Annotated in this window: 23 protein-coding genes and 1 pseudogene; 6 read left to right on the top strand and 18 right to left on the bottom strand. The window is 35.4% G+C overall.

Annotated features, from left to right (window positions below):
- Window positions 1-61 precede the first annotated feature (61 nt).
- Entirely contained in the window at window positions 62-745 is a 684-nt protein-coding gene (locus G601_RS0114230; protein WP_026665766.1) for a response regulator transcription factor, read from the top strand.
- Between the two features lie 14 nt (window positions 746-759).
- Window positions 760-1569 (top strand): sensor histidine kinase, encoded by an 810-nt coding sequence (locus G601_RS0114225; protein WP_026665765.1) that lies wholly within the window; start codon window positions 760-762, stop codon window positions 1567-1569.
- On the opposite strand, the gene G601_RS25195 is transcribed toward G601_RS0114225, so the two are convergent.
- Both G601_RS25195 and G601_RS0114215 read right to left on the bottom strand, forming a co-directional pair.
- Window positions 1566-2579, bottom strand: coding sequence for a glycosyltransferase family 2 protein (locus G601_RS25195; RefSeq protein WP_026665764.1), 1014 nt, complete (start codon window positions 2577-2579; stop codon window positions 1566-1568). The genes G601_RS0114225 and G601_RS25195 overlap by 4 nt on opposite strands.
- A gap of 14 nt (window positions 2580-2593) precedes the next feature.
- A complete protein-coding gene (locus tag G601_RS0114215; protein WP_026665763.1) occupies window positions 2594-3838 on the bottom strand; it encodes a nucleotidyltransferase family protein in 1245 nt (414 codons plus the stop codon).
- Window positions 3839-3974: 136 nt separating this feature from the next.
- On the opposite strand from G601_RS0114215, the gene G601_RS0114210 reads away from it, so the two are divergent.
- From G601_RS0114210 to G601_RS0114195, 4 genes are all read left to right on the top strand, one after another.
- A complete protein-coding gene (locus G601_RS0114210; protein WP_026493693.1) occupies window positions 3975-4247 on the top strand; it encodes a PqqD family protein in 273 nt (90 codons plus the stop codon).
- Window positions 4248-4261: 14 nt separating this feature from the next.
- Window positions 4262-5227, top strand: a complete 966-nt coding sequence (locus G601_RS0114205; RefSeq protein ID WP_035790803.1) for a glycosyltransferase — start codon at window positions 4262-4264, stop codon at window positions 5225-5227.
- Between the two features lie 47 nt (window positions 5228-5274).
- The gene (locus tag G601_RS0114200) at window positions 5275-6282 is read left to right on the top strand and encodes an acyltransferase family protein (protein WP_026665761.1); all 1008 of its coding nucleotides are present in this window, start codon (window positions 5275-5277) and stop codon (window positions 6280-6282) included.
- A gap of 142 nt (window positions 6283-6424) precedes the next feature.
- On the top strand, window positions 6425-7831 hold the full coding sequence (locus G601_RS0114195; protein ID WP_207638059.1) for a hypothetical protein: 1407 nt from the start codon (window positions 6425-6427) through the stop codon (window positions 7829-7831).
- A gap of 203 nt (window positions 7832-8034) precedes the next feature.
- On the opposite strand, the gene G601_RS27365 is transcribed toward G601_RS0114195, so the two are convergent.
- From G601_RS27365 to G601_RS0114120, 16 genes and pseudogenes are all read right to left on the bottom strand, one after another.
- Window positions 8035-8223: a transposase domain-containing protein gene (locus G601_RS27365; protein ID WP_242834445.1), complete on the bottom strand. Its 189-nt coding sequence runs from the start codon at window positions 8221-8223 to the stop codon at window positions 8035-8037.
- 33 nt (window positions 8224-8256) lie between these two features.
- Window positions 8257-9687: pseudogene (tnpC, locus tag G601_RS23405) on the bottom strand (IS66 family transposase); the annotation flags it as partial.
- Window positions 9688-9836: 149 nt separating this feature from the next.
- On the bottom strand, window positions 9837-10181 hold the full coding sequence (tnpB, locus tag G601_RS0114185) for an IS66 family insertion sequence element accessory protein TnpB (protein WP_026665759.1): 345 nt from the start codon (window positions 10179-10181) through the stop codon (window positions 9837-9839).
- Window positions 10178-10582 carry an IS66 family insertion sequence element accessory protein TnpA gene (gene tnpA / locus G601_RS23400; RefSeq protein ID WP_051205871.1) on the bottom strand — a complete coding sequence of 135 codons (405 nt, stop codon included), beginning with the start codon at window positions 10580-10582 and terminating at the stop codon, window positions 10178-10180. The genes tnpB and tnpA overlap by 4 nt, the downstream gene beginning before the upstream one ends.
- Before the next feature lie 146 nt (window positions 10583-10728).
- A complete protein-coding gene (locus tag G601_RS0114175) occupies window positions 10729-11745 on the bottom strand; it encodes a sugar-transfer associated ATP-grasp domain-containing protein (protein WP_026665758.1) in 1017 nt (338 codons plus the stop codon).
- 1 nt (window position 11746) lies between these two features.
- On the bottom strand, window positions 11747-12805 hold the full coding sequence (locus G601_RS0114170; protein ID WP_026665757.1) for an acyltransferase: 1059 nt from the start codon (window positions 12803-12805) through the stop codon (window positions 11747-11749).
- Between the two features lie 72 nt (window positions 12806-12877).
- Window positions 12878-14128 (bottom strand): nucleotidyltransferase domain-containing protein, encoded by a 1251-nt coding sequence (locus G601_RS0114165; protein WP_026665756.1) that lies wholly within the window; start codon window positions 14126-14128, stop codon window positions 12878-12880.
- A gap of 117 nt (window positions 14129-14245) precedes the next feature.
- The gene (locus G601_RS0114160; protein ID WP_026665755.1) at window positions 14246-15154 is read right to left on the bottom strand and encodes a hypothetical protein; all 909 of its coding nucleotides are present in this window, start codon (window positions 15152-15154) and stop codon (window positions 14246-14248) included.
- Between the two features lie 54 nt (window positions 15155-15208).
- Complete coding sequence (locus G601_RS26265) at window positions 15209-15382, bottom strand: hypothetical protein (RefSeq protein ID WP_155834554.1); 174 nt, start codon at window positions 15380-15382, stop codon at window positions 15209-15211.
- Window positions 15383-15477: 95 nt separating this feature from the next.
- The gene (locus tag G601_RS0114150) at window positions 15478-17415 is read right to left on the bottom strand and encodes an asparagine synthase-related protein (RefSeq protein ID WP_026665754.1); all 1938 of its coding nucleotides are present in this window, start codon (window positions 17413-17415) and stop codon (window positions 15478-15480) included.
- A 93-nt stretch (window positions 17416-17508) separates the two neighbouring features.
- Window positions 17509-19692 carry a transglutaminase domain-containing protein gene (locus tag G601_RS0114145; protein ID WP_026665753.1) on the bottom strand — a complete coding sequence of 728 codons (2184 nt, stop codon included), beginning with the start codon at window positions 19690-19692 and terminating at the stop codon, window positions 17509-17511.
- Between the two features lie 169 nt (window positions 19693-19861).
- On the bottom strand, window positions 19862-20290 hold the full coding sequence (locus tag G601_RS0114140; protein ID WP_026665752.1) for a lasso peptide biosynthesis B2 protein: 429 nt from the start codon (window positions 20288-20290) through the stop codon (window positions 19862-19864).
- A gap of 28 nt (window positions 20291-20318) precedes the next feature.
- Window positions 20319-21425 (bottom strand): glycoside hydrolase family 5 protein, encoded by a 1107-nt coding sequence (locus tag G601_RS0114135; RefSeq protein WP_026665751.1) that lies wholly within the window; start codon window positions 21423-21425, stop codon window positions 20319-20321.
- Window positions 21426-21453: 28 nt separating this feature from the next.
- Window positions 21454-22956, bottom strand: coding sequence for a hypothetical protein (locus G601_RS0114130; RefSeq protein WP_026665750.1), 1503 nt, complete (start codon window positions 22954-22956; stop codon window positions 21454-21456).
- Window positions 22953-24164, bottom strand: coding sequence for a hypothetical protein (locus G601_RS0114125; RefSeq protein ID WP_026665749.1), 1212 nt, complete (start codon window positions 24162-24164; stop codon window positions 22953-22955). The genes G601_RS0114130 and G601_RS0114125 overlap by 4 nt, the downstream gene beginning before the upstream one ends.
- Window positions 24165-24172: 8 nt before the next feature.
- Window positions 24173-25717: a glycoside hydrolase family 5 protein gene (locus G601_RS0114120; RefSeq protein WP_026665748.1), complete on the bottom strand. Its 1545-nt coding sequence runs from the start codon at window positions 25715-25717 to the stop codon at window positions 24173-24175.
- Between the last annotated feature and the right edge of the window lie 2 nt (window positions 25718-25719).

The raw sequence follows: 25719 nt of genomic DNA, 5'->3' as shown, positions 1-25719 counted from the left end.
AATAATTTATTAGTATGAAGGAGATATTCCAACATGATTTTTTAACCTAAGGAGTTTTTTAATGTACAGCATAATGCTCATTGACGATGACAAAGATGTAATAAAAATAAACAGTGATTATCTGACCAGTGAAGGTTATCAGGTTGATATATTCTACACCGCTGACGATGCCATCTCAGCACTATCCACACATAAGCCTGACTGTATCCTTCTTGATATCATGATGCCAGGAACTGACGGTCTGACCGCTGTTCCCATATTGAAAAAAATGACATCTGCACCAATAATCCTTCTGTCAGGTCGTGGTTCTGAGGATGACCGCGTAGACGGTCTGTTATCAGGAGCTGATGATTACATGGTAAAGCCCTATAGTCTGAAGGAGCTCTCCGCCAGAATCAAACTCCAGATAAGAAAAAAAACTCATACTAAAACAGCAAATACAATATCATATCCACCGCTTCAAATCAAGCCGCTTGATCACAAGGTATTCTACAATGATGAGTCAGAGATAGCCCTCTCAAACCGTGAATATGAGCTACTTTTCATGCTTGTGTCTTCTCCCGGAGAAGTGATCTCATTTGAAAAAATCGGATTGCATATTTGGGGTGTCTATCAGGAAAGCGACCGCCGCTCCATCATGGTCATGGCGAGCCGTTTAAGAAAAAAACTTGAGGGCTACAACGGTCTTGAAAACTGCCTTGAAACCTCCTATGGCAAAGGCTATAAATTTGTAATTCCAAAATAAAGCAGGAAAAGAAAATGTCTGAAAATACAAAGAATAAAAAACAAACCTATAATGAACCCTTTTTGTCTGTTGAGGATCTGTCCAAAGCACTATACGAATCAAACAATAAGCTAAGTGGACTTATCACCGAACAAAATGAGTTTTTTTCAAATATATCACATGATCTCAGATCTCCTATCGCTGCTATCAGAAGCGCAATAGAATATCTTCAGAGCTCAGATGATATAGATAACAAAAAGCGCTCGGAGCTCTATACCCTTATAAACTCCAAGGCGCTCTCTTTGGAATATATGATAAACGAGATCTTTGTTCTCACCAAGCTAAGCACCAGCGATAATCTGTTAAAACCCTCTGTTGTCCCCTGTGGCAACTATCTTGAGGACTTTTTCTTCATGACGGAATTAAATCCCCGTTATGAAAATATGCAGTTAATACTGGATGTTCCACTGGAATTTGCGTGGAATATAGAAATAGACACGAATTACATGAATCGTGCATTAGATAACCTTTTTGAAAATGCCTGGAGACACACCTTCGGAAATGGCAGAATCACTCTCGGTGCCAGGCTTTCCGTTGATGAGAAGCATGTCATCATCTCAGTAAGTGACAACGGCGAAGGCATTGAGAAAGAGAATCTTCCAAGAATCTTCGAAAGGACTTTTATGTCTGACAGCTCAAGAAATCCCGGAAGTATGCAGGGAGCCGGTCTCGGCCTTTCCATCTGCAAAATGATAATCGAGCTTTCGGGCGGTTATATTGAATGTACTTCAAAAACAGGAAGCGACCATGGCACTACCTTCACCATAACGCTTCCCATTTGCTAAGCCCTTACCTTTTTTATAACCTTTTTCATAACATTTTTGGCAGTCTGAACTCCTGCAAAGGCAACATATTCCATTTGTACCTCTTTTCTTGAATAGATGCAAAGTGCTGACTTTATGTTTGAATTCTGATGTATTTCTTTTTTCCACAGACGCTTATCTTCTCTGTCCCACTTGTATTCCGTTCTGAGGGAATATCTTTGACGTACGAGGAACACTACCCAATAGTGATATATCCTCTTTTTCATCCTGTCATACAGGCCTGCCTTCTCCATAGCCTCGATATAGTTTTCGAATATCTTATCGCGGTTATCCATCTCACATTCGCAGTCCTGCAACGACTTGTGAATTATCCTGGACAGAGTATCATTTTTCTGATAGCAGTAAAAATACAGCCTGTCGTCTATGATGTTGATTTTGCCTGTTCTCTCAAGATAGTTAAGGGAGAAAACAAAATCCTCCCCGAGAGTAATGTCCTTTTTAAAGGACAGTTCCATTTCGCATATAATATTTCTTTTAAAAATCTTATTCCAAAGAACCCCAAAATAATGATGTCCCGGATCCTTAAGAGTATTTATTAGATACTCTTCCTTTGTAATGATTCCGGCATCAGTCAGGGATCTTATGGGATATAAGCCACCATAAACCACCCTGTTATAACTGCAAATAGCCATGTCACAATCAGGATCCGCCTCAATCGCAGCAACCATTTTTGCAACAAAGCTGTCCTTAACATAATCGTCTGCATCAGCAAACATAATATAGTCACCCGATGCATACGTAAGGCCTTCATTCCTCACCTGAGAAACACCACAGTGTTTAACAGAATGGAATTTAATCCTGGAATTATCTTTGGCAAATGCAAGACACTTATCACATGTGCCATCAGTTGATTCATCATCAACTATAATGATCTCAATGTTTTCGTAGGTCTGTGCCAGCAGTGAATTTATGCAACGATCTATAGACAATATGCAGTTGTAAGCAGGTACTACGACCGAAACCAGTTTCATGTTGCTATCCTTAATTACTTTATTCCTGCATTTTTCATCATCTGAATTCTGTACTCAGACTCCTTAAGCTTTCGCCCTGCACCGTAAACCTTACCGCCCTTAGTCAGCTTAAAGAAAATTGTCCTAAAGGCTCTGTGTACCCATGCTATCGGAAGGAGTATCGGATACTTTTTGCAATAAGAATATTTCTTATCGATATCCTTCACTGAGGGAAAAAGCGCCTGTAATGCCCTTCCCTTCCTACTTTCTGCAGATTTCTTACCTCCATTAACATAGGGAGACAATATTCCCAAAAGGCTGTAATCCGCAGTATCATTAATATCCCTCTTGCCAAGGAATATGATATCATTCAAAAAAGCCAATTCATCTTCTGGTAATTGCTGCTTCCTTCCAGCCAAAGCTTTATCAGTCATTCCGAAATGCTTTATACACTCTGTAAAATATATCACACAAAACTCATCAAAATGCATTTTTTCAAAAGCAGTCCAGAATCTGTTGTAATCTATCTCATCCTGATACTTATTTACAAAATAAGCAATATCGCAAAAATATCTGCTCTCTATTCCCTCAAGGATATAGTGCTTTACTATGTGAAACATCTGCAGAATGAGATGCTCTGTGATCCCCAGTGCCTTAACCTTTACCCCTTCTGCAACATCCACGTCAATCAGCGTAGCAGGATCATCCATCCTCTCAGCCTTAAGAATCTCGATATTCTCTCCTTCGTAATCCTCCCAAAGGGTATAATGAGCCTCTATCTTAAGGTCATTGTTGTAGTAAATATCAACATTTTCTTTGCTGTCAGCCTCATCCCATACAAATCCAAGGTCTCTTGTGAGAACTTTTCTCACCTTCATCTTATCCTCAGGTTCCAGTTTAATATCAAGATCACTACTGTATCTCTGAAAAATACTTGGATACAAAGCTGCAATAACATATCCCTTAAGTATAACCACGTCTATGTTATTCTCATCAAAGGCTGCCATAACACGTTTAAACTCATTAAACATGTTGTAAGCCTCAACAAACTCCTTTTTCGAGTCAGAATTCCACTTATCCAGAGCCTCATCATCTATATGAAATACCACAGGATTTTTATTGACAACATTATTAAACAGTAGTCCGCACTTGTTTCTCTTGCTAAGCCAGATGAGCATATCCCAATTAGGATTGTCAAAAACCGTTTCCTTGGGACCGCATCCGGCTGCCATCTCTTGAAGTTCTATAAATTGATAGATTAGTTTTTCTTTTTCGTTCATAATTAATATCTTTTTAGTTTTAGCAATTTGTGATAAAATACACAGATGTATTATGTCATTATTTTTGAGACAGATTACATAATATATAATTACGGCTGAAAAAACAACAATTACATTTTTAACGGAGTAATATTTTATGGATAAGGGAACTAAAGTAACATTAATCAAACACATTGATGTCACAGATATGGCAGGGGACAAGGTCATGATCGACTTTGAAACAGGAAAATACTTCATGCTTCGTGGTACTGCCGTAGACATTTGGGATAATATACAGACAGAGACAACTGTTGGCGAGATTCTTAATAAGATGCTTGAAATGTATGAGGTCGACGAAGCCACATGTCTTGCCGGCATTGAGAAATTTTTAAAACAGCTTGAGGATGCAAAGTTCATCACTCTTTCTTAAACAGGGGATATATTTTGAGTTCAAACAGTCCAAAAATCAGCATAATCGTACCAATCTATAACGTGGAAAAGTACTTAGCAAAATGTCTCGATACTCTTACCGGCCAGACCCTTAAGAATATCGAGATTCTTGCTGTTAATGATGGTTCTACAGATGGTTCACTATCAATACTTCAGCAATACGCAGAAAAGGACAGCCGCATCGTTATTCTCAACAAAGAAAACGGTGGTCTTTCTGATGCCAGAAATTATGCATTTTCACATATAAAAGGTGAATATGTAGGTTTTATTGACTCTGACGATTACGTTGATGCCGATATGTATGAAGTTATGTATAACGAGGCTATTAAAGAATCTGCCGATATCGTTGAATGTAATCTTCATCATACCTTTGATAATAGCGAAGATACTGAGATTGGTGAGCATATCACAGATAAAAAAGAAATGATAATGAATGGTCGCTCTGTAGTATGGAATAAGATCTACAAAACAGAATGGCTGCTCTCAACAGGCGTGCAGTTCCCCAAGGGACTTATTTATGAGGACGTTAACTTCTACTGCAAGCTTGTGCCCTTTATAAACAAGATCTGCTATGTGGAACAGCCATTTGTTCATTATGTGCAGCGTTCAACATCAATCAATAATCATCAGACACTTAGAACCATGCAAATTCTTCAGATACTTGATGACATTTATACATTTTATCAGGAAAAGGGATTTCTTGAAGAGTACAAAGATGCTCTTGAATTTCTCTACACCAGAATTCTTCTGTGCAGTTCACTTAAGAGAATGGCGCACATTGATGATAAGTATGATAGAAAGAAGGCTCTTGCAGCCAATTGGGACAAGCTTGTTACCACTTTCCCAAATTGGAAAAACGGAAAGTACCTCAAAGCTTATAATGGTAAAAATGCGACGTTTATGAAAATGATGAATCCTGTAACTTATTCAATTGCAGGAATGCTTCTTCATTATTTATAATTATATGATATTCAGAGAATCATAATTTTGGGAGTTGAATTTCTAGTATGAAATACGATTGTTTAAATGCACTTAAAGGGACAGGATGTTTCTTTGTAGTTTTCATGCATATATGTTTTCCTGATATGTTCGGAAAACTCATTATTTCTCTTGGCGGTTACGCAGTTCCTGTTTTCTTCATGATTTCCGGCTACTTCTTATGCAAAAACTCTGTCGAAAATACAAATAAATCACTTATCAAAAAAATTCATAGAATGTTTAAACTATGTTTTGTTATATCCATAATATATTGCATTTGGAATATCATAATTTCGCATTTTGGAAACGGAAAACTTAGCATTCCAGATTTTATCTCTCGCCATTTTACATTTAATAATCTTATAAAATTTATTTTGATACAAAACACTGATATCTTTGGTGGTCGTAGTCCATATTGGTTTTTGTATGCACTTCTTCTCTCATACATATTTTTTTGGATTATATACAAGATTCCAAGATGGAGATATATTTACTTACTGATTCCTCTTTTATTAATAGCAAAATATTATATTCACACTACGGATCTTGGATGGGACTATTATAATAATATTTGGTTTACTGCGTTACCATATTTTCTTATTGGAATTTATCTGAAGGATAAAGACGTGACACAAACAATACATAACAGTATTATTATCGCCACTGCATGTATGTCCTTTTTTGCTATTATTATTTTTACAATAACAGCACTTAGCGAACCAATTCCATTTCTTCAAATAGCTATCACATTATGGTCTATAAGTCTTTTTATATTGGCATTATCCCATCCCAATATTTACTTAAAACCATTTAATGTTATTGGAGAGCGATACTCACTAATGATATATATATTACATCCATTTATCATAAGTATAGTTGAAAAGATAGCAAAATCCTTGAACCTTGAAAGCAATTATTATTTATGGATTGCTCCGATCGTTGTATTGATAGTAGCTCTTATTCTTGCTATTGTTTATGAAAAAATCATTGATCTTACATGTAATAACCGGATACGTTTTCTTTTCTTAAAAAAATAAACGAACAATTTATAAAAATAATGAATCCTGTATCTTATACAGTTGCAGAAGTAACATTATTTAGGAGGCACCATATGTTTAGCAAAACCAAATTAAAGAAAAAGCCGTATTCTTTTTCTTCCTTATCACATTTATTTTTCTCGTGATATTCTTTACTAAAATTCATCCTTTAATTATTTACGCCGCAGATGATTGGACATACATTGGTCATCTGCGCAAACCCATTCCTTCACCTAACGAATATAACCCAGGAAAAGTATTTCCTGAAGTGATTCAGCCCATAATGGCAAGAATATCCACTCACTTCGTATATCCTGCAACAAAAGATTTTATTTATAGTATATCTATTGTCTATGGCGTTGTACTATCTATTTTTGTCCTTTTATATTTTTATGAATTCTATAAATTAATAAAATATCTTTTCCCAAACATCTCCTTTGCTGCTCTTTTTCTATTAACATCATTGTTTATCATTTTTCATTTCTCTATTTTCAAAGTAGAAAACACAAACAATCGATTTATGTTTTATGAAATTGACCCTAATTACGTTTATAACTATACTGTCCCAAATATCTTAAACTGCATATTAATAATGTATCTTATTCGCCATAATTTCAAAATCAAATCATCAAAAGTTGAACTTTGCCTTTTGATGGTATTAGGGTATTTCAGTATTTTTTCAAATCTATTTTCAACCGGTATATCCATTATAATAATATCTCTTGAATTTGTTTATGGTTTCATTCGTACTTTAAAAGCAAAAACAAGTCCAACTAATTATATTCATTCAAAGTGGTACTCAATAGTCATTTTTCTTTTTTGGAGTCTATTGGTTTTATTAGAAGGTACTGGTTCTCGTGCTCATGATGTAGGAACTACATTTAATCTATCCGAATCCATTTCAACATTTACAAGCAACTTTCACATATTAAATGTTCCTACAGGATTAATCATTCTTTTATCGATTATTGGTGCACTTTTATTATATTCAAAAAATAATTTAAAAGAAAAGGATTCACAAATTAACAAAACTCTTATCATTTGTGCATTATGTGCCATTGCCGATTCTTTATTTATTATATTGTTATGCGCAAAGACTGGTACTTCATACATTAAAAGAATTGGTGTTTTGTATGGTATTGTATTTTATTCATTTATTATTTCTTTGATCAGTTTGGCCATTATTATTGAGTATTTCAATAAATCAGTTTATATTCTGCTTTTGTTTTGTTTAGCATTAATAAGTTTAACTTATTCAAAAGATAAAACATTCAAAGAATCTATAATGTATAACATAAATCCATCAAGCGCAAAACAAGTAGATAACGATATCATGAATCAAATAATTAGCAACATACAGAGTGAGGCAACCAGTATGACCCTGACAGTAACACAAAGCGAAAAAAATGATAATTGGCCTCATTCAAATTACATAGGGGAACGAATTTGTAACTCTCTATTTGAATTGAATATTATAGATCATACCTTTCCCATTACGATAAACCCAGATCTCCAAATGAATCAAAAATACAACATAGAATATAGATAACCCGCAATAAACATTATAAATAACCACATTGAGATAACTTCCTCAATGTGGTTTTTTATCCTTTTATAACGTAAGCACTAAATTTTCAGGCGGTAGCGCATGACCGCCACAAACCAACTTTAGGTACAAGGGCTTTTGCCCATAAAATATACCCCAGCCTCTTGTGAGACTGGAGCACCTTGACAATTCACATATGATTTAGATCACATCGCATCGAAGATTGCTTTCTGATCTGCATGATGGAGCTGTTCCAAAGCGTCCTTACATTCAGGATCCCATGGACACAGTTTTTCAAGTTCTTCATCGCTGATCAGATTCGTCGGAGTCTTTGTGAGCAGATATTTGAGGTAGTAATAAACATCAGCACCATTTGCTTTGGCTGTTTCAACCAGCGAGTAAACAAGTGCACTTGCAGTGGCTCCGTCAGGCGTATCAGCAAAAAGGAAGTTCTTACGTCCGATGACAAAAGCTTTGCAGCTTCTTTCGCTTGTGTTGTTATTGAAACTGCAACCGCCGTCTTAGAGATATGTATCGAGGAATGGCCTTCTGTTCTGGGTATAAGTGAGTGCTTTATACATTCTGGTTCCTTTGGCTGCGTGTTGCGCATCAAGCCACTTCCAGAATCCTTCAAGCACAGGAGCCTCTTTTTCAACGCGGTATTTCCTGACTGCATCAAAAGTAACGCCCTTTTTCTCATGGATCTTTTTCTCCATGGCAAAGAGCTTATCGACATAGACCAGTCCCTGTACTGCAGGCTGCGTATGGTCGTACTGCTTTCCATTAGGGATCGCATCTATCAGATACCTTCTGATGTGTGCCCAGCAGGACGTTCTGGTACAGTCCTTAAGTTTGTTGTATCCGCTGTACCCGTCAGTCATCAGGTATCCGTGGAACCCGTCCAGGAAGTCTTTGGCATTATCACCCGCCCTGGTCTCGGAATAGTGAAACAGCACTATCTGCTGTTCATCGAACTCCCCGAATCTAAAAACCCACATGTAGGACTTGGATTCAGGTCTGCGGCCGGGTTCTTTAAGAACCTGTACGGGAGTTTCATCCGCCATGGCGTATCTTCCTGATATAAGCTTGCGCTTCATGTAGTCACAGAGTGGGGTGAAGAACTCTTCGGAATTATCTATTATCCAGTTTGCAAGGGTTCCTCTGCATATCTCTATACCAAAGAGGCTCTTGAAATCACGTTCCTGCCGGTACAGGGGCATAGAGTTTGCATACTTCTGATACATTACCCATGCGAGTGTTCCGGCTGATGCCATTCCGTGAAGCAGATGAGGGTGTTCAACGCTCCCTTTCAGGATAAAAGGATGTTCAGCTTCTTTCTTGCACTTTGGACATCCATAGTTGATGCTGTAGTATTCGATGATCTTGACAGAAGGCTTTATTATCTCGATTTCCCTGCGGACATACTCCTCATCGATCTTTTCAAGAGGCGTTCCACACTCATCACAGATACGTTTGTCTTCCGGCACATCAAGATATACCTTCTGTACCGGAAAGCCTGCAAACTTATCCTTAAAGGATGACTTTTTCTTACGGGTATGCTTCTCGACTGTGACGAATTCTTCCTCTTCCGGGTCATGGGCTGTCTTTTCAGCCTCGGCTTCGTTGAAGAGACTCATCTGTCCTTCGAAATCGTCATGCCTTTTCTCGCTGGATTTTCCAAAGAGTTTTTTGGTGAGATACTCGATCTGTTCCTGGAGTGCCTGTTCCTTCTGGACATGCTCCTCCTCACGCTTGTTGGCAGCGTCGATAAGTGCATTGAGATTCCTGATCGTGCTATTCAGTTCTTTGATCGTGTCCTTCAGCTCGATAAGCTGCTGGTCTCTTGAATCCTTAGCCACTTGCTGCCTCCTGTCTCTGACATATAGATTTTATCAGATGCTGCTGGCAATTAATATCGGCAAAGTGACAAAAAGGCGGAAAGAACGGTTCTGTATTAATCCATTAAAGGGGCTTTGGGTAAACATGCACAAAATCTGGCATAAATTCCTTAAGACGCCCTGATGGCCTTAGGCTGCTCTATATCGATACCTGAGAGAAGCCAGTCAAACTCACGCCAGGTAAGGTTGCGTACTTCGTCCTTGTTTCTGGGCCAGCGATACCGTCCCTGCTCTGCTGATAACCTTTTGTAGAACAGAATAAAGCCATCCGGCTCCCAGAGGAGCATCTTGAACCTGTCGGATCTTCTTCCGCAGAAAAGATACAGAGCACGGTTTCTTGGATCCATGTGGAGTTTATCCTCTACTATTGCACACAGACCATCTATGGACTTCCTCATGTCGGTATAGCCGCAGACAATGTAAATCTCATCCGCAGCTGTTATATCGCCGATCATGCGAACCTCCTCAAAGCCATAATGGTCTTTGATACAAGCTCCGGATTCGCTCCGTTACAAAGTGATATCTTAGCACGACCTATTTCGATCTCTATCATATGTGAATTGTCAATGTGCGGTGCCACCTCAGGAATGTATTCCACAGGTGACTGGACATCGGGAACGATGTCCACTTTGACCACATCCTGCTTTGGCAGGGTAAGGTCATGTATATCATCGTCTATGCGTTCTGGAATCCCATAGGATTTCTCACGAAGACGTTTGATAGCGTAACTAAAGGTGCTGGTAGCAATATCATGGGCTTTACACCATTGGGCGTCAGAAAGACCACACTTGCGGCAATCCATGATAAGATCGTACCATTCAGCATCAGATTTTGGCTTGTTCCTTGGATTCGACATATGATTTCCTTTCTCATCGTAGTGAAATGTACGATGTACGATGATGTTCAATTCGTCATCGTAGTAAAATGTTCATTGCTAAATCCATTATGAACTTGTCTAGTGATGATCGCTATCCGCCTAAATATTTAGCGCTTACTTTATAACTATAACTCATCAAGATATTTTCTTACCTTCTTCCAGGTATTCTGTTTAAAGTTTATTTCCTGCGGAAATCCCGGACCTGCATTACCCTCTATCACGATAATTTTGTCCTTATTAACACAGAAATCCCATCCAATTAGGTTAGCACCTTCAGGAGCCATCCCATGGAGTTTTTTGGCAAACTTAATTATCTCATCCCAGTTCGGAATAACATAACCTGCAACCTTAGTATTGGTAGAAGGATGATATTCAATATTACTCGTTTTATAAGTATGTCCCATACATAACTGCCCGTTAGTAATATCTATAGGATAGCTGACTCCTCCGGAGTGCAGATTATCTACCTGAGATCCGGCGCCGCCAGCTCTGAAATAAGCAAAAAATACCTGTATACCCCTTTTGTTTTTTGCAGTAGTTACCCTTATCGTATTCAGAGATGACGGATTAACATCATGGAAAAATCCATCCTGATAGAAGTATTCCTCAACTATATATTTTGCTTTGCTCTCCGTAATATTCTTATATACTTCTTTTAATGAATTCTCATCTGCTTTTGCTTTATAGTCTCCTCTTCCCCCAAAGCCATCCAGAACCTTAACAAAAATATCGTTAGTATCAGACTTCATCCTGCCAACAAATTCATCTTCAGTCATCTCTAGAGGATTACACCATTTCCTACCAAGGAAATCTTTATAATACTCGTTAAAGGAAACCTTAGAATTAAAGAACTTGACTGCCTCATCTGTATTTGCCTTACTCTTCAGAAAATTAAGTCTTATTCTGCTAACATGATGATTCCTTAAGAAAGGATTCTTCACCTTATAAAATTGAAAGCTAAAATAGTCCTCAGATTCAGCTCCATATAACAGATAAGATAGAAGAAAATCCGTTTTTCCAAAGGTAGAGTATCTACATTCTTCGGACTCATCAGCCTTTTTCTTATAACCCTTTATCTGGTTATCTATCCCCCATTTTATCTGCTGTAATTTAAATTTTGTATAATTCTTGCGCCACCTCATATCAAACCACCAATTTCCCAACAAACGGAATCTTCTTTATAATTGCCACAACAATAACCGAAAGACCAAATGCCACCAAAGATACTACAGGAATAGCAATTAAGCTATTACACATCATAGAATCAAATCCAACAGCACCAAATACGTTTAATAATAATGGATGAATCAAATATATGCCCAAAGTCAGTTCTGATAATTTATCAATAAAATACACTATTCTATCCATGCATTTAATTTGAAAGCGATTAACAAAATAATCGAATATCACACATGCAAAAACTGTGGTCTGGAATGTCAGATTATCATAAAAGGCTGTTTCAATCCTTCCAAAAAAGCTATATGAGGCCACCATAGAGCATATGAATAAGATGATTCCTGCGATATAAATAAAAAAATAATTTTTTAAAGAATATTTTTTTATATAGAATCCAATAAGACATACTCCGAGCCAGCCCGCAAAAGGCTTTGATAGAAACATTGATACCATATCTGTTAATTTGCTCATACCCAAGTCATTAAATGCACCCAGGCTATTGATGAACATGGTTATAAAAATAAGAATTATAGCATATCTTATTATTTCTCTTTTATCTTGATTCTCTGATCCTACAAAACGTTTCAGAACCGGAATTCCAATCAATACTCCTACATATGCAGGCAAATACCATAAATGATACTTTGGACTTGTCAGCGCATGCTCTACTATTTTATATGCAGTTCTCAGAACATTAGCTTCCATTTGCCTGGAGAAAACCATAGCACATGCACTATAAGCCAAAGCATAGAAAAAATACAGAAAAACAAAATGTCCTATCTTAGCAAAATATCGCTTATAGTCCTTGATATGATATTCTTCGTCTAAATACAAACACCCCGTGATCAAAAAAAATGTTGTCACTGCAAAGCGTGTTAAACCATGTCCGGCGTTCATAACAATGCTTGAATAACTACCATACTCTACCTCAAACAAATGCTCTGCAGAAGTATGCAGAATGATCACCGCAATGCATGAAATAACTTTTAATAAATTAATATTATGATTTACTACTCTTTTTCCCATATCACTATTCCCTAACTCAAATAATATCCCACATACAAAGCAATTATTTCGCTGCTTGAATGTGGGATAAAATCATTTTTCTGTAAGCCCAAGTTCTTCAATAAGCCGAAGTCTTTTTTCAGCTACTTCTATCTTTTCTGTTACACTATACATCTCGTCCTTCTGCGCAGACTTCCTTATCAAGTACTTTATATCTCTATGCATCCATGCAAATGGCAAAAGAATCGGGTATTTTCTCGCATATTCATAGGTTTTAGGCATTGCTTTTGCAGAGGGGAACATCATACTTAACTGCTTTGAAAGCTTTGATCTGGGAACATCAGCTTCGCCTGTAAAATATGCCTCCATAGCCCCCATAATCTGCCATCCAGCCTCCTTGTCATTGATATTGCCCACCTTAAGCAGATCGATTTTAAGATCCTCCACACTATAATCGAAGGATGCATTATGATTAGCAAATACCTTATCTGTCATCTTAAGCTCTGTAATACAGAGCCTAAAGAAAGCCTCAACAAACTTGGTATATCCCAGTTCATCCATATGATTCCAGAATACATCGAAATCTATCTCATCAAAATACTTATTAACAAATAAAGCAATATCTATAAGGTACCTGATTCCTACTCCATTAAGACTAAAATGTTTAATAATATGAAAAAGCTGGAATACAAGGTGCTTCTCATAACCGAGCGTATTAACTTCTATTCCACAGGCTGTAGTCCTTATATTAGTCTCAGGACAGCTCAATTTCATTTTTTTTAAAGCATTAATCCTGGGTCCTTCATAATCCTCCCACAATCTCGTATGAAGCTCAACAGTATGATCGAACTTTGAATTATAATAAACCTGCACATGATTCTTGGAGCTTTCTTCATCTTTTACATATCCGCAATCATTTAAAAGCTGCTCTGCATCATTTTTTTCTACATCATTAACAAGAATATCACTATCCGAACTTGTACGCTCTGCATACTGCGGATACAAATCCGCAATAAGAATCCCTTTAAAAAACACAAAATAAAGGCCTCTTCTTTCAGCTTCATTGCATATCATTCGAATTGCATGGTTTTTCTTGATTTCATGAAGCATAACCATCTGCGTATATTGTCCGTATCCAACTAGTTCATCATCATCTATTATTTTCTTATTATCATTATATGCTTTTAATGGTTTATACAAAAAAGCTGATAATGAATTCATAGCCATTATCTCTTTAACAGCAACATAGTCTATCTCAGAATTAAGAAATGTGTCACTATGGATTTCCCTCTCATATAAACGCTCTCTACAAAGCAAAAATATATTATCTAAATTATTATTCATCTCATTACCCCAAACATTTTCCAAAAACAAACTTAATTCTACTACAATAGCACACAAAAAAAAATCAGAAAATGTAATAAAAATACATTTTCTGACCCCATTTTTTATAATAATAATTTATAATACGTTTTTTATAAGTTCTAACTGCTTCTCAGTTGTCATTCCTTTTTTAGGTCTTGAAAGTCTATAAATTTTAATTTTCGAAACCGCATATAAACAAGCTTTGAATATTTCAGCCGGCAATCCCATATCTTTATATGCATCATATGAGTAAAAATTATCCATTAATAAAGAAATCTTCTCTGCTCCGTTTACTTCTTCTATAATTGGTTCTTCCACTTTATCTGATGGATTCAGAACAATAAATGCGTCCAATCTCTTTTGTCCGAAATAAAATCTTTCTTTACTTCTAACAGCATATTTAGGTTCACCATCATCCTCCGGTAAAAGAACAAGTTCGCATTCCTTCTTAATATCTTCACTTATCTGGTCAAAGCACAATTTCTGCTGTGGATAAGCTGAATTAGCATAAATTGCTTCCTCTATTGTAAGTGCTACTGTATCATCTGCCAAAAATTTTGCCCCAGCTTTAATAAATGCATTAGTTATTGTAGACTTGCCTGCCCCGCTACGTCCGGATACCACAAAACATTTATCATCATAAACCAGCCCACTACCATGTAGCATAATCTGATTCCTTTGAACAAGTAAAATTGGGATTACAAGGCATAGAAAAATTTCATTAACATACATTCGATTATAGCCATCATAAAGCTTATATTTTATAAGTTTTCCTTCTAAAATAACAAACTCTCCAAACTTTGGATATTTTATCCAACTATACAGTCTATCATGGCAATAATAATATCCTTTTTCTCTGTCTTCTAGTTCAGGAATCCGGAATTTTTCTTCCTTTTCTGCCTCTTGAATTATCACATCAGCCTCATCCACATTGTCAATCGGAAAAGCTTCTTCAAATTCATAATCTGATAAAATATTTAATCCATAAATACTATATTTATTCATAATCCTCTAAAAAAGGGTCAATCCATTAAGGACTGACCCCAAATCGTTGATAAATTAGTCTTCTTTCTTAGCCTTTGATAAGTTGTTGTTACCAAAAGAGCCCCACCACTGCTTATGCTCTTCATCAAACCACTTCTCTGAATCAAGCTCTTCTGTATCGTAGATACCACCAGCTGTAGCTGTAATATCAAGAGCTTCTAAAGTTGCATCATTCCATACTTTTTTCATTTGTTTTTCCTCCAAAAATATATTTTTTAATTACAAATGAAATACTATAACATCGTAACCATTCTTACAAGTATTCTAACAAAAATGTAAGATTCTTATTCTGCATAATTATCAATCTTCTTTATCATCTCTATTGCCATAGCTGTATATGATACCTTACATATATCAAATGAAATTGCCTCATCCCTCAAATTTCTAACCCGTTCTATTTCTTCAATTGCTTTTTCTTTATCAATAAAATTATTGTCTTCACAATTCTCTATCACTGCCTTTAATTCATCAAAATTTTTTCCACCATCAATCATAAATCTTTGCACAAGATCCGCGCTTTGTTCACCATGATATTCTAAATTTTGAGTATTGGGTGGCATATATTCTTTTAAATACTCTCTAACAAGTCTTCTTGGAATATCTCCTTTACCGTAACATTCACTTGGCAAGCTCATGCAAAGCTCGACAACCCTTTTATCAATTGTAGGATCACGAAAAACTGCTCCTGTTCTTAATGAATTCCTGGTTGATAATTCTGTAGTATTATAGAATGCATTTTCATTAAACATAAAGCTTTTCATAACATTAAATTTTTTATAATCATTGAACTTTTCTTTTTCCTTTTTTATACGTTCATAGATATCATATTTTTCTATAGCTTCTTTTGTCAAAGGAACACATTCCATATTGGGTTCATCAATAACATCTTGTGTATGATATGACTTTATAAGATTCTTCATAATCATAAATACAGATTTTAATGAAGAATTAGAGGCGCGTCCAACCTGCCAGCATTCCTTGATAAAGCTAAAATATTTACGTCGATCAAGATAATCATATAGATATTTTGCACCAACACCTAATGAAATGGTAGAATTTCCAAATGATCCATATAAAACCACTCTTGCGCCATAGTTATATGACTGTTCTAAAGATTTTCTCATCCATAGCAAATTCAGAATGCTTTTATAGGGCATTTCAAAAATTTCTTCTCCCTCAATTCGTTCTTCCCAGGGATTTATTCCTTCTAAGTCTATTAATTCAGTCTCAAAATCATATCCTCTTGCATTGAGAAATTCTTTAGTTCTTAGAACTTCTCCATATTCATTTGCAAGACCATATTTTCCATTTTCTTTTGTAAATGCTTTTCCCGGGATAGCTGTATACGACCTCAACTTAATATTCTTAGCTTTGTCAGAATTTGCCAACATACAAACAATCGAAGTTGAGTCAAGACCTCCACTCAAAAGCATAGCTAATTTATCGTTTCTTACCAACCTGTCAACAGCTTCTGAATAGGTTCTAATAAATAGCTTTTTGTATTCCTCATCGTTTTTTAATTTTAAAGTTGATGGTTTAGGTAACCAGTATCGTCTCTTATCTACCTTTTTCTTATCAAATTTATAAATCATTGCCGCTGAAAGCCTTTTTATACCTTCATACGGAGTACTCTCATAATCCAAACAGTAAGCCAAAGTATTAAACCCCAGAAAATCTGCGAACCACTGCATATTTGACTTACTTTTCTTCTGCGCTTTACAAATGGGCTGAGTCAAGGTTGAAAAAAACAATTTTCCATCTTCAAAACTATATTGTAAAGCTCTGTTGCCAATAATATCATTAGCTATATAACATATACCATTCCTTTTATCGTAATAGACAAAAGTATATATTCCAAGCATATCATTGAGACAATCCTCTCCGAATCTGTCAAACATCTCAAATATAATTCTGGCATCCGGAATGTTTTTGTCATCAACACCATATCCCAACTTTGATAATAGTTCCTGCCTATTATCAATAATAGCATCTGCTGTAAAATATATATCTCTAGCAGCATCTATTATAGGCAAAACCTCATTCTCAGCTTCTTTAGTAAAGTATTGTATTCCACACCCCATACAAAAGCTATCTGCAACATACTCTCCATATTTATCAATCAAACATTTCTCATACCCTTCTTTTAATGAGCGCTCTATTTCCTGTGTTATTAACAAATTGCCACCATTATTAAAATCTATGTATCCCCAAATTGCTGACATAGTCATTCTCCTTTAATCAAAAAGATAAGGTTTACAATAATTTGCAAACCTTATCTATTATAACAATATTCTAATATTATACAATCTCAAACATCAGAATGTTATCTGAACAGGCATATTAGTATTTTTATCAATATAACTCCATTTATTATTGTTATAATTTATTTTGCCTATAATATCATGAATCTTCCAATTTGAGTACTCACTGGATGTTGATATTGTTCCTTCCCATCCATAGTAGCCATATGTCTTGAATTCCTTGTCATTTCTAAGAAGATACTTATGTGAAATATCAGCTTCTGCTGTTCTTACTGTATCGTCCCAAGTAACGTCAACAAAATACCACTTTCCGTTCAATTTAACCTTTGTCCATGTATGATTCATTTGAGAACAAGATACTATATCACTTTCAATTCCACACTCAGTCAGAAGAAGCACCATAGCACGAGCATATCCTGTACAGATAGCTTTTCCATTAACAAGTGCACCTGCTGCAGTATAGCTAAAGTCGTTACTCAATGAGTATACCGTTTTGTCCGCAACATAATCATGTATATAAACAATTTTTTGAATATCTGTCATTCCAGCAGTAGTGTTTTTTACTTCCTGCACTATCTTCTTCATTTTATTATATCTGGATAAATAATCCTTATCCATCATGCATATCCAAAACTCACAAACCCGACCATTATTAGTGTTCTGCCTATAGTACATATTAAATGCACTATTAAATGCTATTCTCTCTTCATTACTAATTACATCATTATATATAGCTGAAACCTCTTTATATGATTTAAATCCATAGCCGGAAATATCGTGAACTGATGTATCACCGTTTTCTATCATAGTAATTACTTCTTTTCTAAAAGCTTCTTCTTTTGTCAGATTTGTGTTCACTGATACCTCTTTTACTACCTGACTGCTCTGATCGTTCTGGTTTGTCTGTTCTTCAGAAGCACTTGAAGTATTTTCAGGAGCGGAATTTGCATGACTTACATTCTGAACCGCTGTACATTTATTTGAGCAATATAAGAAACTACCACTAATATTGTCATAAAGGCAGGCAACTCCTTCCTCATCTATTACAGGAATGTAATCTGCAATAAGTTTATCACTTTGATCCCATACTTTAAATGCTTCAATAATACCTTTGAATCCGCCAAAGATAAGATTTTTTGTAGCTGCTGCAGTCTGCATAACAGCAGTACGCTTCTTTACACCATTTACATATGCAACATTTTTTTTCTGCAAATAATCAACCATAACATCGACTTCAGGTGCACATACTTTTTCTTTGTACCATCCATGTCTGAAAAACAAACCACTCTTTGCCTCGTTTCTTAATTCATAAGGAGATGAAGTTATTATATTCTTATATATTCCAAGATTATTCATTGAAAAGATCATCTCATATGAATTATTCTGGTCAATCTTTATTTTAGTATTGAATGTTCCATTATCTATCTTCAACGCCTTAACTTTAACGAATTTTGCTTCTGCCTTATCATCATTTGCATTAGCTTCCTGTTCTTTCTCACCTTCGTTATCTTTTATTGTATTATTGTCTTCTTTCTGATCATTTTCCTTTTCAGGCTTCGTCTCTTCAATAATTTCATCTTTTTTCTGCTCGGAGTTTTCATTTGAAGTCTCAGTATATTTATAATACTTATTCTCTCCTTCAATCGCCTTTACTGTTCCTTTTCCATATAAATACTTCTTATTAATGGTATCATACATGCAAGCCTTTCCACTATCGTCAATAGCAGGATACAGTTCCATAAGGCTCTGAGAATTCTCATTCTTTACACAGAAGTAATTAACTGTGCCTACAAAATTTCCAAATGTTAATGATGTATTGTTAAGACTTCTCATAACCGGTTTACGTACAGTATCATTATTTACAGTAAAAACATTTTCTTTCTGGCAAACATAATATTCTAAATCAGCTTCCGGCTTGTAAAATTTCTCATTATACATGCCAAATCTTGCAAAAATACCTAATGATGCCTCATTTCTAATAGCCATTTTGCCTGCTTCATAGACATTCACATATTGATTCTGGGGATTTTTTAATGAAAAACTAATTTCAATTGTATAATGCTCATTTGGAATTATTCCGGTATTAAAGGTTGCCCCTTTAACCTGAATGGCCTCAATGATCTTAACATTATTGCTGGCCTTTGACTCAAATGAAATTGAACTAATGATAATAAAAAATGCTAATGTAAAAGAAACAACACGCTTGGAAACAGTTTTAAAGGAAAAAAGAACTCGCATAAAGCAATAACCTCCTTGTTTTGCAAAGAAAAATGGTTGACGTTGTTACCGTTGCTATCAATCATAATTTCATTATACAAAAACAAAATTTTATTACAATATGATTCGAGCTCTTTTAACTTTTATTTCATAAGCACTTTATCAAGTTTAGGATTTTTAAATTATTTTTTCAGTTTGAAAATTTTGCTACAACGGTCATTCCTTCTCCATTTCCGCCTGTAGCATAGAGTTGGCCACATCTAAGCCACGCATGTGCCTTCATTTGGCCATCCACAAGATGTACCCCTAAATAAATCGTGCAAGGAATCCCTACTTCTCCCAACAGTTTTCTTAAGGTCAAGGCCCTTACAAAACACTTTTCCTCCCAGGGAAGCCTCTCTGTAATTCGGTTAACATGAAAAGCATAGAGCTTTGCTGTTCTTAAATGCTCTATGCTTTCTTCAGCTATTGTTTCTTTCCCTCTCTTACCAAGTCTGGGTTCGAGCTTTTTCATGGGAATATTCTTTATCATTAACCTGTAATAGAAGGAATAAATATATGCCTTCAGTGTTACCTTTTTCTCTCCATTTTCTAAAATAAAAGACTTAAAATTTATCATTTTTTTATAAACTCTTCAAAAACACTATCTAATCTTCTGCAATTTTATTTGTAATAGCATCCAAAATATCCTGGAAATAAGCCTCTCCTGAGGATCTTTTATAAAGCGCAAAGCTGGTATCCGCCTTTTTTTCCGGATCCTGCCCGTTATCCCACCAGATAGGACAGCAGCCATACTCTTTACACTGCTCAATATATGACTTCACAAAGTCAGCTCTGTCATAATCAGCATTAGCAGTATTACCATATTCCCCTATAATTACAGGATAACCACGTTTCCTAAGGCTATTTATAATGCTAAAACTTTTTTTCAGATTCTTAGGACCTGCGTAATTATGTACACCTACGATTATTCTGTCTTTAGCTGAATCCTTTGGCATATCAAAGAAATAAATATTCTTTGCATTCACAGTGGCTGCATATGTATTTACAAGAAGATATCTGTCACTGTTTCCACCACCGGTAGCCCTGACAGTGTCAACGAAAAGCTGATTCCACTTATTCATTGCCACAAGCGAAGAAATAGGTGCATTCTCCCAATGACAGTCTTCATCCACCATCTCGTTAAAGCCTTCAAGAATAAGATGATTGTCATAATCTTTAAACCTGTCAGCTATCTGATGAATTAAATTTTCTACCCGATTTTTGTCGTCTGAATAACTTTTACGAGATGCCCGAATCCAACCATCATTACCGGTGTCATGATGAATATCAATAATGCAGTACATATTATGCGCGATCACCATGTCTACTACTTCTGCAACACGATCAAGCCACTTCGCATCAATATTACCGTCTTTATCAATATGATTCATATATGTTACAGGAACACGGATTGTTCCAAAGCCCTGCTCTTCCAATACTTTAATAAATTCCTCGGATATAGCCGGTGTCCCCCATGAGGTCTCTGTGCTATTTCCATTAGTATTTGTAAACATCTTAGACCAATCACAGGCATCAAGAGAATTACCTATGTTATAGCCACTTCCAAGCTCTTTTATGAATAAATCACTTTCATCCGAGGTCTTGCTATAGGCATGAATTCTAATTAGTCCGGAAGCAAAGCCTGTTATCAGGCTCATAAGCACAAGTCCGATTATTATAAATGAAATTTTTGTCTTCGTTATTCTTTTCATCCACTTATGTTCCCACTATTTCTACTTATCACTTCTTGTTTTTCACAAAATAATAGCCTCTTCCGGCTCGATAATATTTCAATTCCGCGTCAAGTTTGTTAGCTATGTTTTCTTCAGCTTCCTCCTCGACACAAGTAAGCAAAAAATAATCTCCATCCATACTATTCAAAACACTTTCAGCATTACTATCATCTATGAAGGTATAACTCTTTGCATGTTGCAATTCTTCAAAAAAAATTATTGGTTTCCATTCTTCATCCAAATAAACAACCGTATCATAATTCTTCATAGAAGCCATTACATCCATCTGCTCAGGATAATAATAATCATTTGGAACTCTCCACCCATACAAATTATGGTTATATATGTTAATCATGATAAACACTATAAGCACAACAAATTCCATTACTTTCTTATCCGATATTCGGATGAGCAGTTTTCTTAAAATGATATACGCAGACATAATAAATATCCACGCAATACTCATCACATATCTAACATCCATAAATGGAGCTATGGTTCCAACAACAAATAGATAAAGAAAAGCTGACAGTAATAAAAAGGCATTATATCCAAAGAATATTTCTTGCTTCTTTTTCTTGATTACTGCTAAAACAATTCCCAAAATAATAAAGATACCCATCCCCCCGGCAAATGCTTCATAATTCAAGTCAGACAGCATTATAAGAGGTCCCATTACAATGTTTTTGGGAACAATCGCATGGTAAATGGCCTGTCTTCCACGGTGTCTAAAAAATAGATGTATCCAAAACTGATGCCATATAATGCTATAACCAATACTTGTAAAGAGTGTAACCAAGGCTGCTTTTTTTAATTCATCATTTCTTTTTTGTCTATATAAATGTATCGCGAACAATATACATACAAAAAATGTAAAAATAAGGAAATAGTAATGAGTCAGCATCCCCAATATTAAAATAATAGACAGCAAAGCATGAAATTTCTTGTCTAATCTTTTATTCCAATACAGCTTGATCAAATAAGAGATAGCTATTGTAAAAAAAGTAAGCTGTGTATACATCCTGATAAACACAAGAGTATCCATAAATATTACAGAAAAGGCATAAGCTATTGTTATTCCAGTAGAAGCAATAGTGCTTGCAGTTATTTTATCTGAAAGTTTATATAGCAATGGAATGATCAATATCATCCATAATATATTGACCGCTATACCATACCATTTACTATATGTATCCGGAAACAACGAGCAAACAACATTTATAAGAATATAATAAAATGGCGGATGAACATCATCTGCTTGATTTTTCCATACATTAGTAATATTAAACCTTGCCCCATCCTTAGCTTTTACAAAGCTGTTGAAAGGCCCGTATCCACTGTATTTTATCCCGGTTTCTACCTTGGGATAAATACCTGACAAATTATTTGCAAGACCATATGTCCACACTTCATCTGAATAATATCCTGTTTTACATGAACCATAATATATAACAAGCATCAGCGAAAAAATTGTAATCACAAAGACAGCAAATATATTTTTAGTCTTCATACAACCGCCTTCTTGCCCTTATCTTTTGGTAGTATTATCGTATGATCCTTCCATACATATCGCATTACCAGCAAAAGAGCAAAACAGAATTGAGTATAAACTATATATGATTCCATCATGGTATATAGCGAATATGCGATAATGATAATTATTTCAGCGGTAGTTGCATATTGTGAATATCGCCAAAATAAAAACGCAATTAAGAAAGTAAAGAATAAGCCATACCAAACTGAAAAAAACATATACATATTATCAGCCGGTAGTCCTTCTATCCAAAAACCTTCCCAATATTCTTTAATTTTTGAACTTATGTTAAGATTTCTTCCAATTATAGTGAATCCTTTCTTAGCATAAACATAAGCACCATATTTCAGTCTTCCGGTAAAGAAAGAGTCTATTTCCTTCCATTTTTCCCTAAGATTACCAGTGAGTTGGGGATAGCTCACCATCATTATATTGAAAAATACAGCAAGAATAATAAACAAATATTTGGACAAAAATAATAATACAACATTAAATTTCTCGCCAACCAAATCTCGAATAATTAGCAGGACTGAAACAATCGATAAGATAATCATTCCGGAGTTGGAGTTTGTATAAAGGTAGAAAAATGCATTTATTCCCCAGCAAGCAAAAATGCGCTTTTTATTCAATTTCTCAAAATTCGCATAGATATATCCGAAGATAGTCCACAGCAACAACATTGAAAAAACGTTAGCATGTGAAAAGAGAAACTGATGTCTTATTTTATTATCTTCATTAAATCCTCTGACAGTAATTCCGACTCTGTCTCCAAAGAAATTGTACATAATCGGATAAATCATTACATGTATAGCCAGAATAAACGCTTGAACCTTCCACATAAACTTCATACTTTTCTTAAAGTCTATGCCCTGCGTTGCCGCAATCATCAAAAACGCAGGTATATATACCAAACGATAAATAGCAAAATCAGTATATATACATGCCAATCCGGTTATAATAAGTGTAATAATTTGTGCAACAGAGTATTTTTGTAAAAAGAAAAGTTTATATGTCATTATTGCAAAAAAAGCAACATTAAATACCACATTAAAGAATCCTTTGTTCGTGATCAGCTCACTAAATGCGAACATTGCCTTTAACACTCCACACAAAAAAGCCAAATTGTAAATTGATTCAGCATAATCTATATTTTTTTGATTTATCTTTTCCCTTAATGAAGACATATAAAATCTTACTTTCCTACTAATACATTAACTATGTCCTGATAAGTCCAGCTAAGCGTTTTTCTGTCTAGTAATGCCATTTCCTCAGTATTTCCATTGTCCCACCATATAATTGGTATACCAAACTTATCTGCATGCTCACAATATCTTCTAACATTCTCAACTCTGTCATTAGCGCCTTTCCAAAAAGCCCATTCACCAATAACAAAGTGATAGTCAGAAGCATAATCCTGGATTGTTCCAAATCCTGAATCCATATTATCGCCCGTAAAATAACAGTGTATTCCTACAAGTATCCTGTCATTTGCAGTATCTAAAGGAAGCTTAAACGCGCTAAGACACTCTTCTGTGGCAAGAGCAGCATAAGTATTGACAATTAGGATTCTATTAGAATTCTTACCACCTGTTGCTCTTACAGCATTTACAAAAAGCTGGTTCCAGTCGTTCATTATCTCGAGATCTTCCCTGGGAATACCGCCCCACTTATTATCATCATTTACGGTTTCATTTAACCCTTCAAGAATAAGGTGTTCATCTTTATCCTTAAATCTCTCAGCTATCTGAGTAAAAATTGAAGCAATGATAGAACTAGTCATTTCATAGTTTGACTTAGATGCTTTTATCCATCCATCATTTCCCGTATCATGATGAACATCTATGATACAATACATATCATTTTTCAGCACCCAATCAACGACCTCTTCTACTCTGTCCAAAAATTCCTCATCAATATTTCCATCATGATCCAAATGGTTAAAATACGTAACAGGAACTCTTACCGTCTTAAATCCGGCCCCCTTAATCGACTTTATCATTTCTTCTGTAGCCAATGGATTGCCCCAAGACTTTTCAAGTGAAGCAATTTTACCGGCCACATCACTATAATAGTTGGATATTTCCAAAGACACTCTGATTGAAGCATCCTTAAGATCAGAGGTTTTAATACCATATTTCATAAGATCCAGTGAAATATATCCGGTAACACCATCATTAACCACAAGATCAACGCTCATTCCATTCTTAGAAACCAGTTCTACTGTTGTTCCATCAGGATATGAAAGAGTAGCGGATTTAACTGTACATGTTACCTCTGTTCCCTGATATGCCTCATTATGGTTAACAAGCTGAATACCAAAATTACTTGCAAATGCATCAGCTTTAGAAGTAAGTTTTGACAGTTCCCAGTTAATCGTAACTTTACCACTGCTGTCGAAATAGGGATAAGAAGACGCATCCCATGATGTCCAAGGATAGCTGTTGTAAACTACAGATGCCTGAAATCCAGCATCATTGTTTGATCCAAAATAAGTCCAGTCGCATACATCAAGATCATTACCCAAATTAAAGCCTCTGCCAAGCGCTGCATAAACACTTTCCGCTTCTTCAACTTCATCTGAAGGGGTGGTAGTATTTTCTTCCATTATCTCGTCTTGCACAGTCTCAATACTTGATAATTCATTATTATCATGCCCCAAAGACACCATATAATCAGACACAACATATGAAACTATTATTACCATCATCATAATTGCTACAATGTATGTCTTTTTCATAA

It is taken from the genome of Butyrivibrio sp. FC2001 (assembly GCF_000424125.1).
Classification (GTDB): domain Bacteria; phylum Bacillota; class Clostridia; order Lachnospirales; family Lachnospiraceae; genus Butyrivibrio.
The sequence above is the reverse complement of the archived record's forward strand: the minus strand, read 5'-3'. Positions and strand labels throughout refer to the sequence as shown.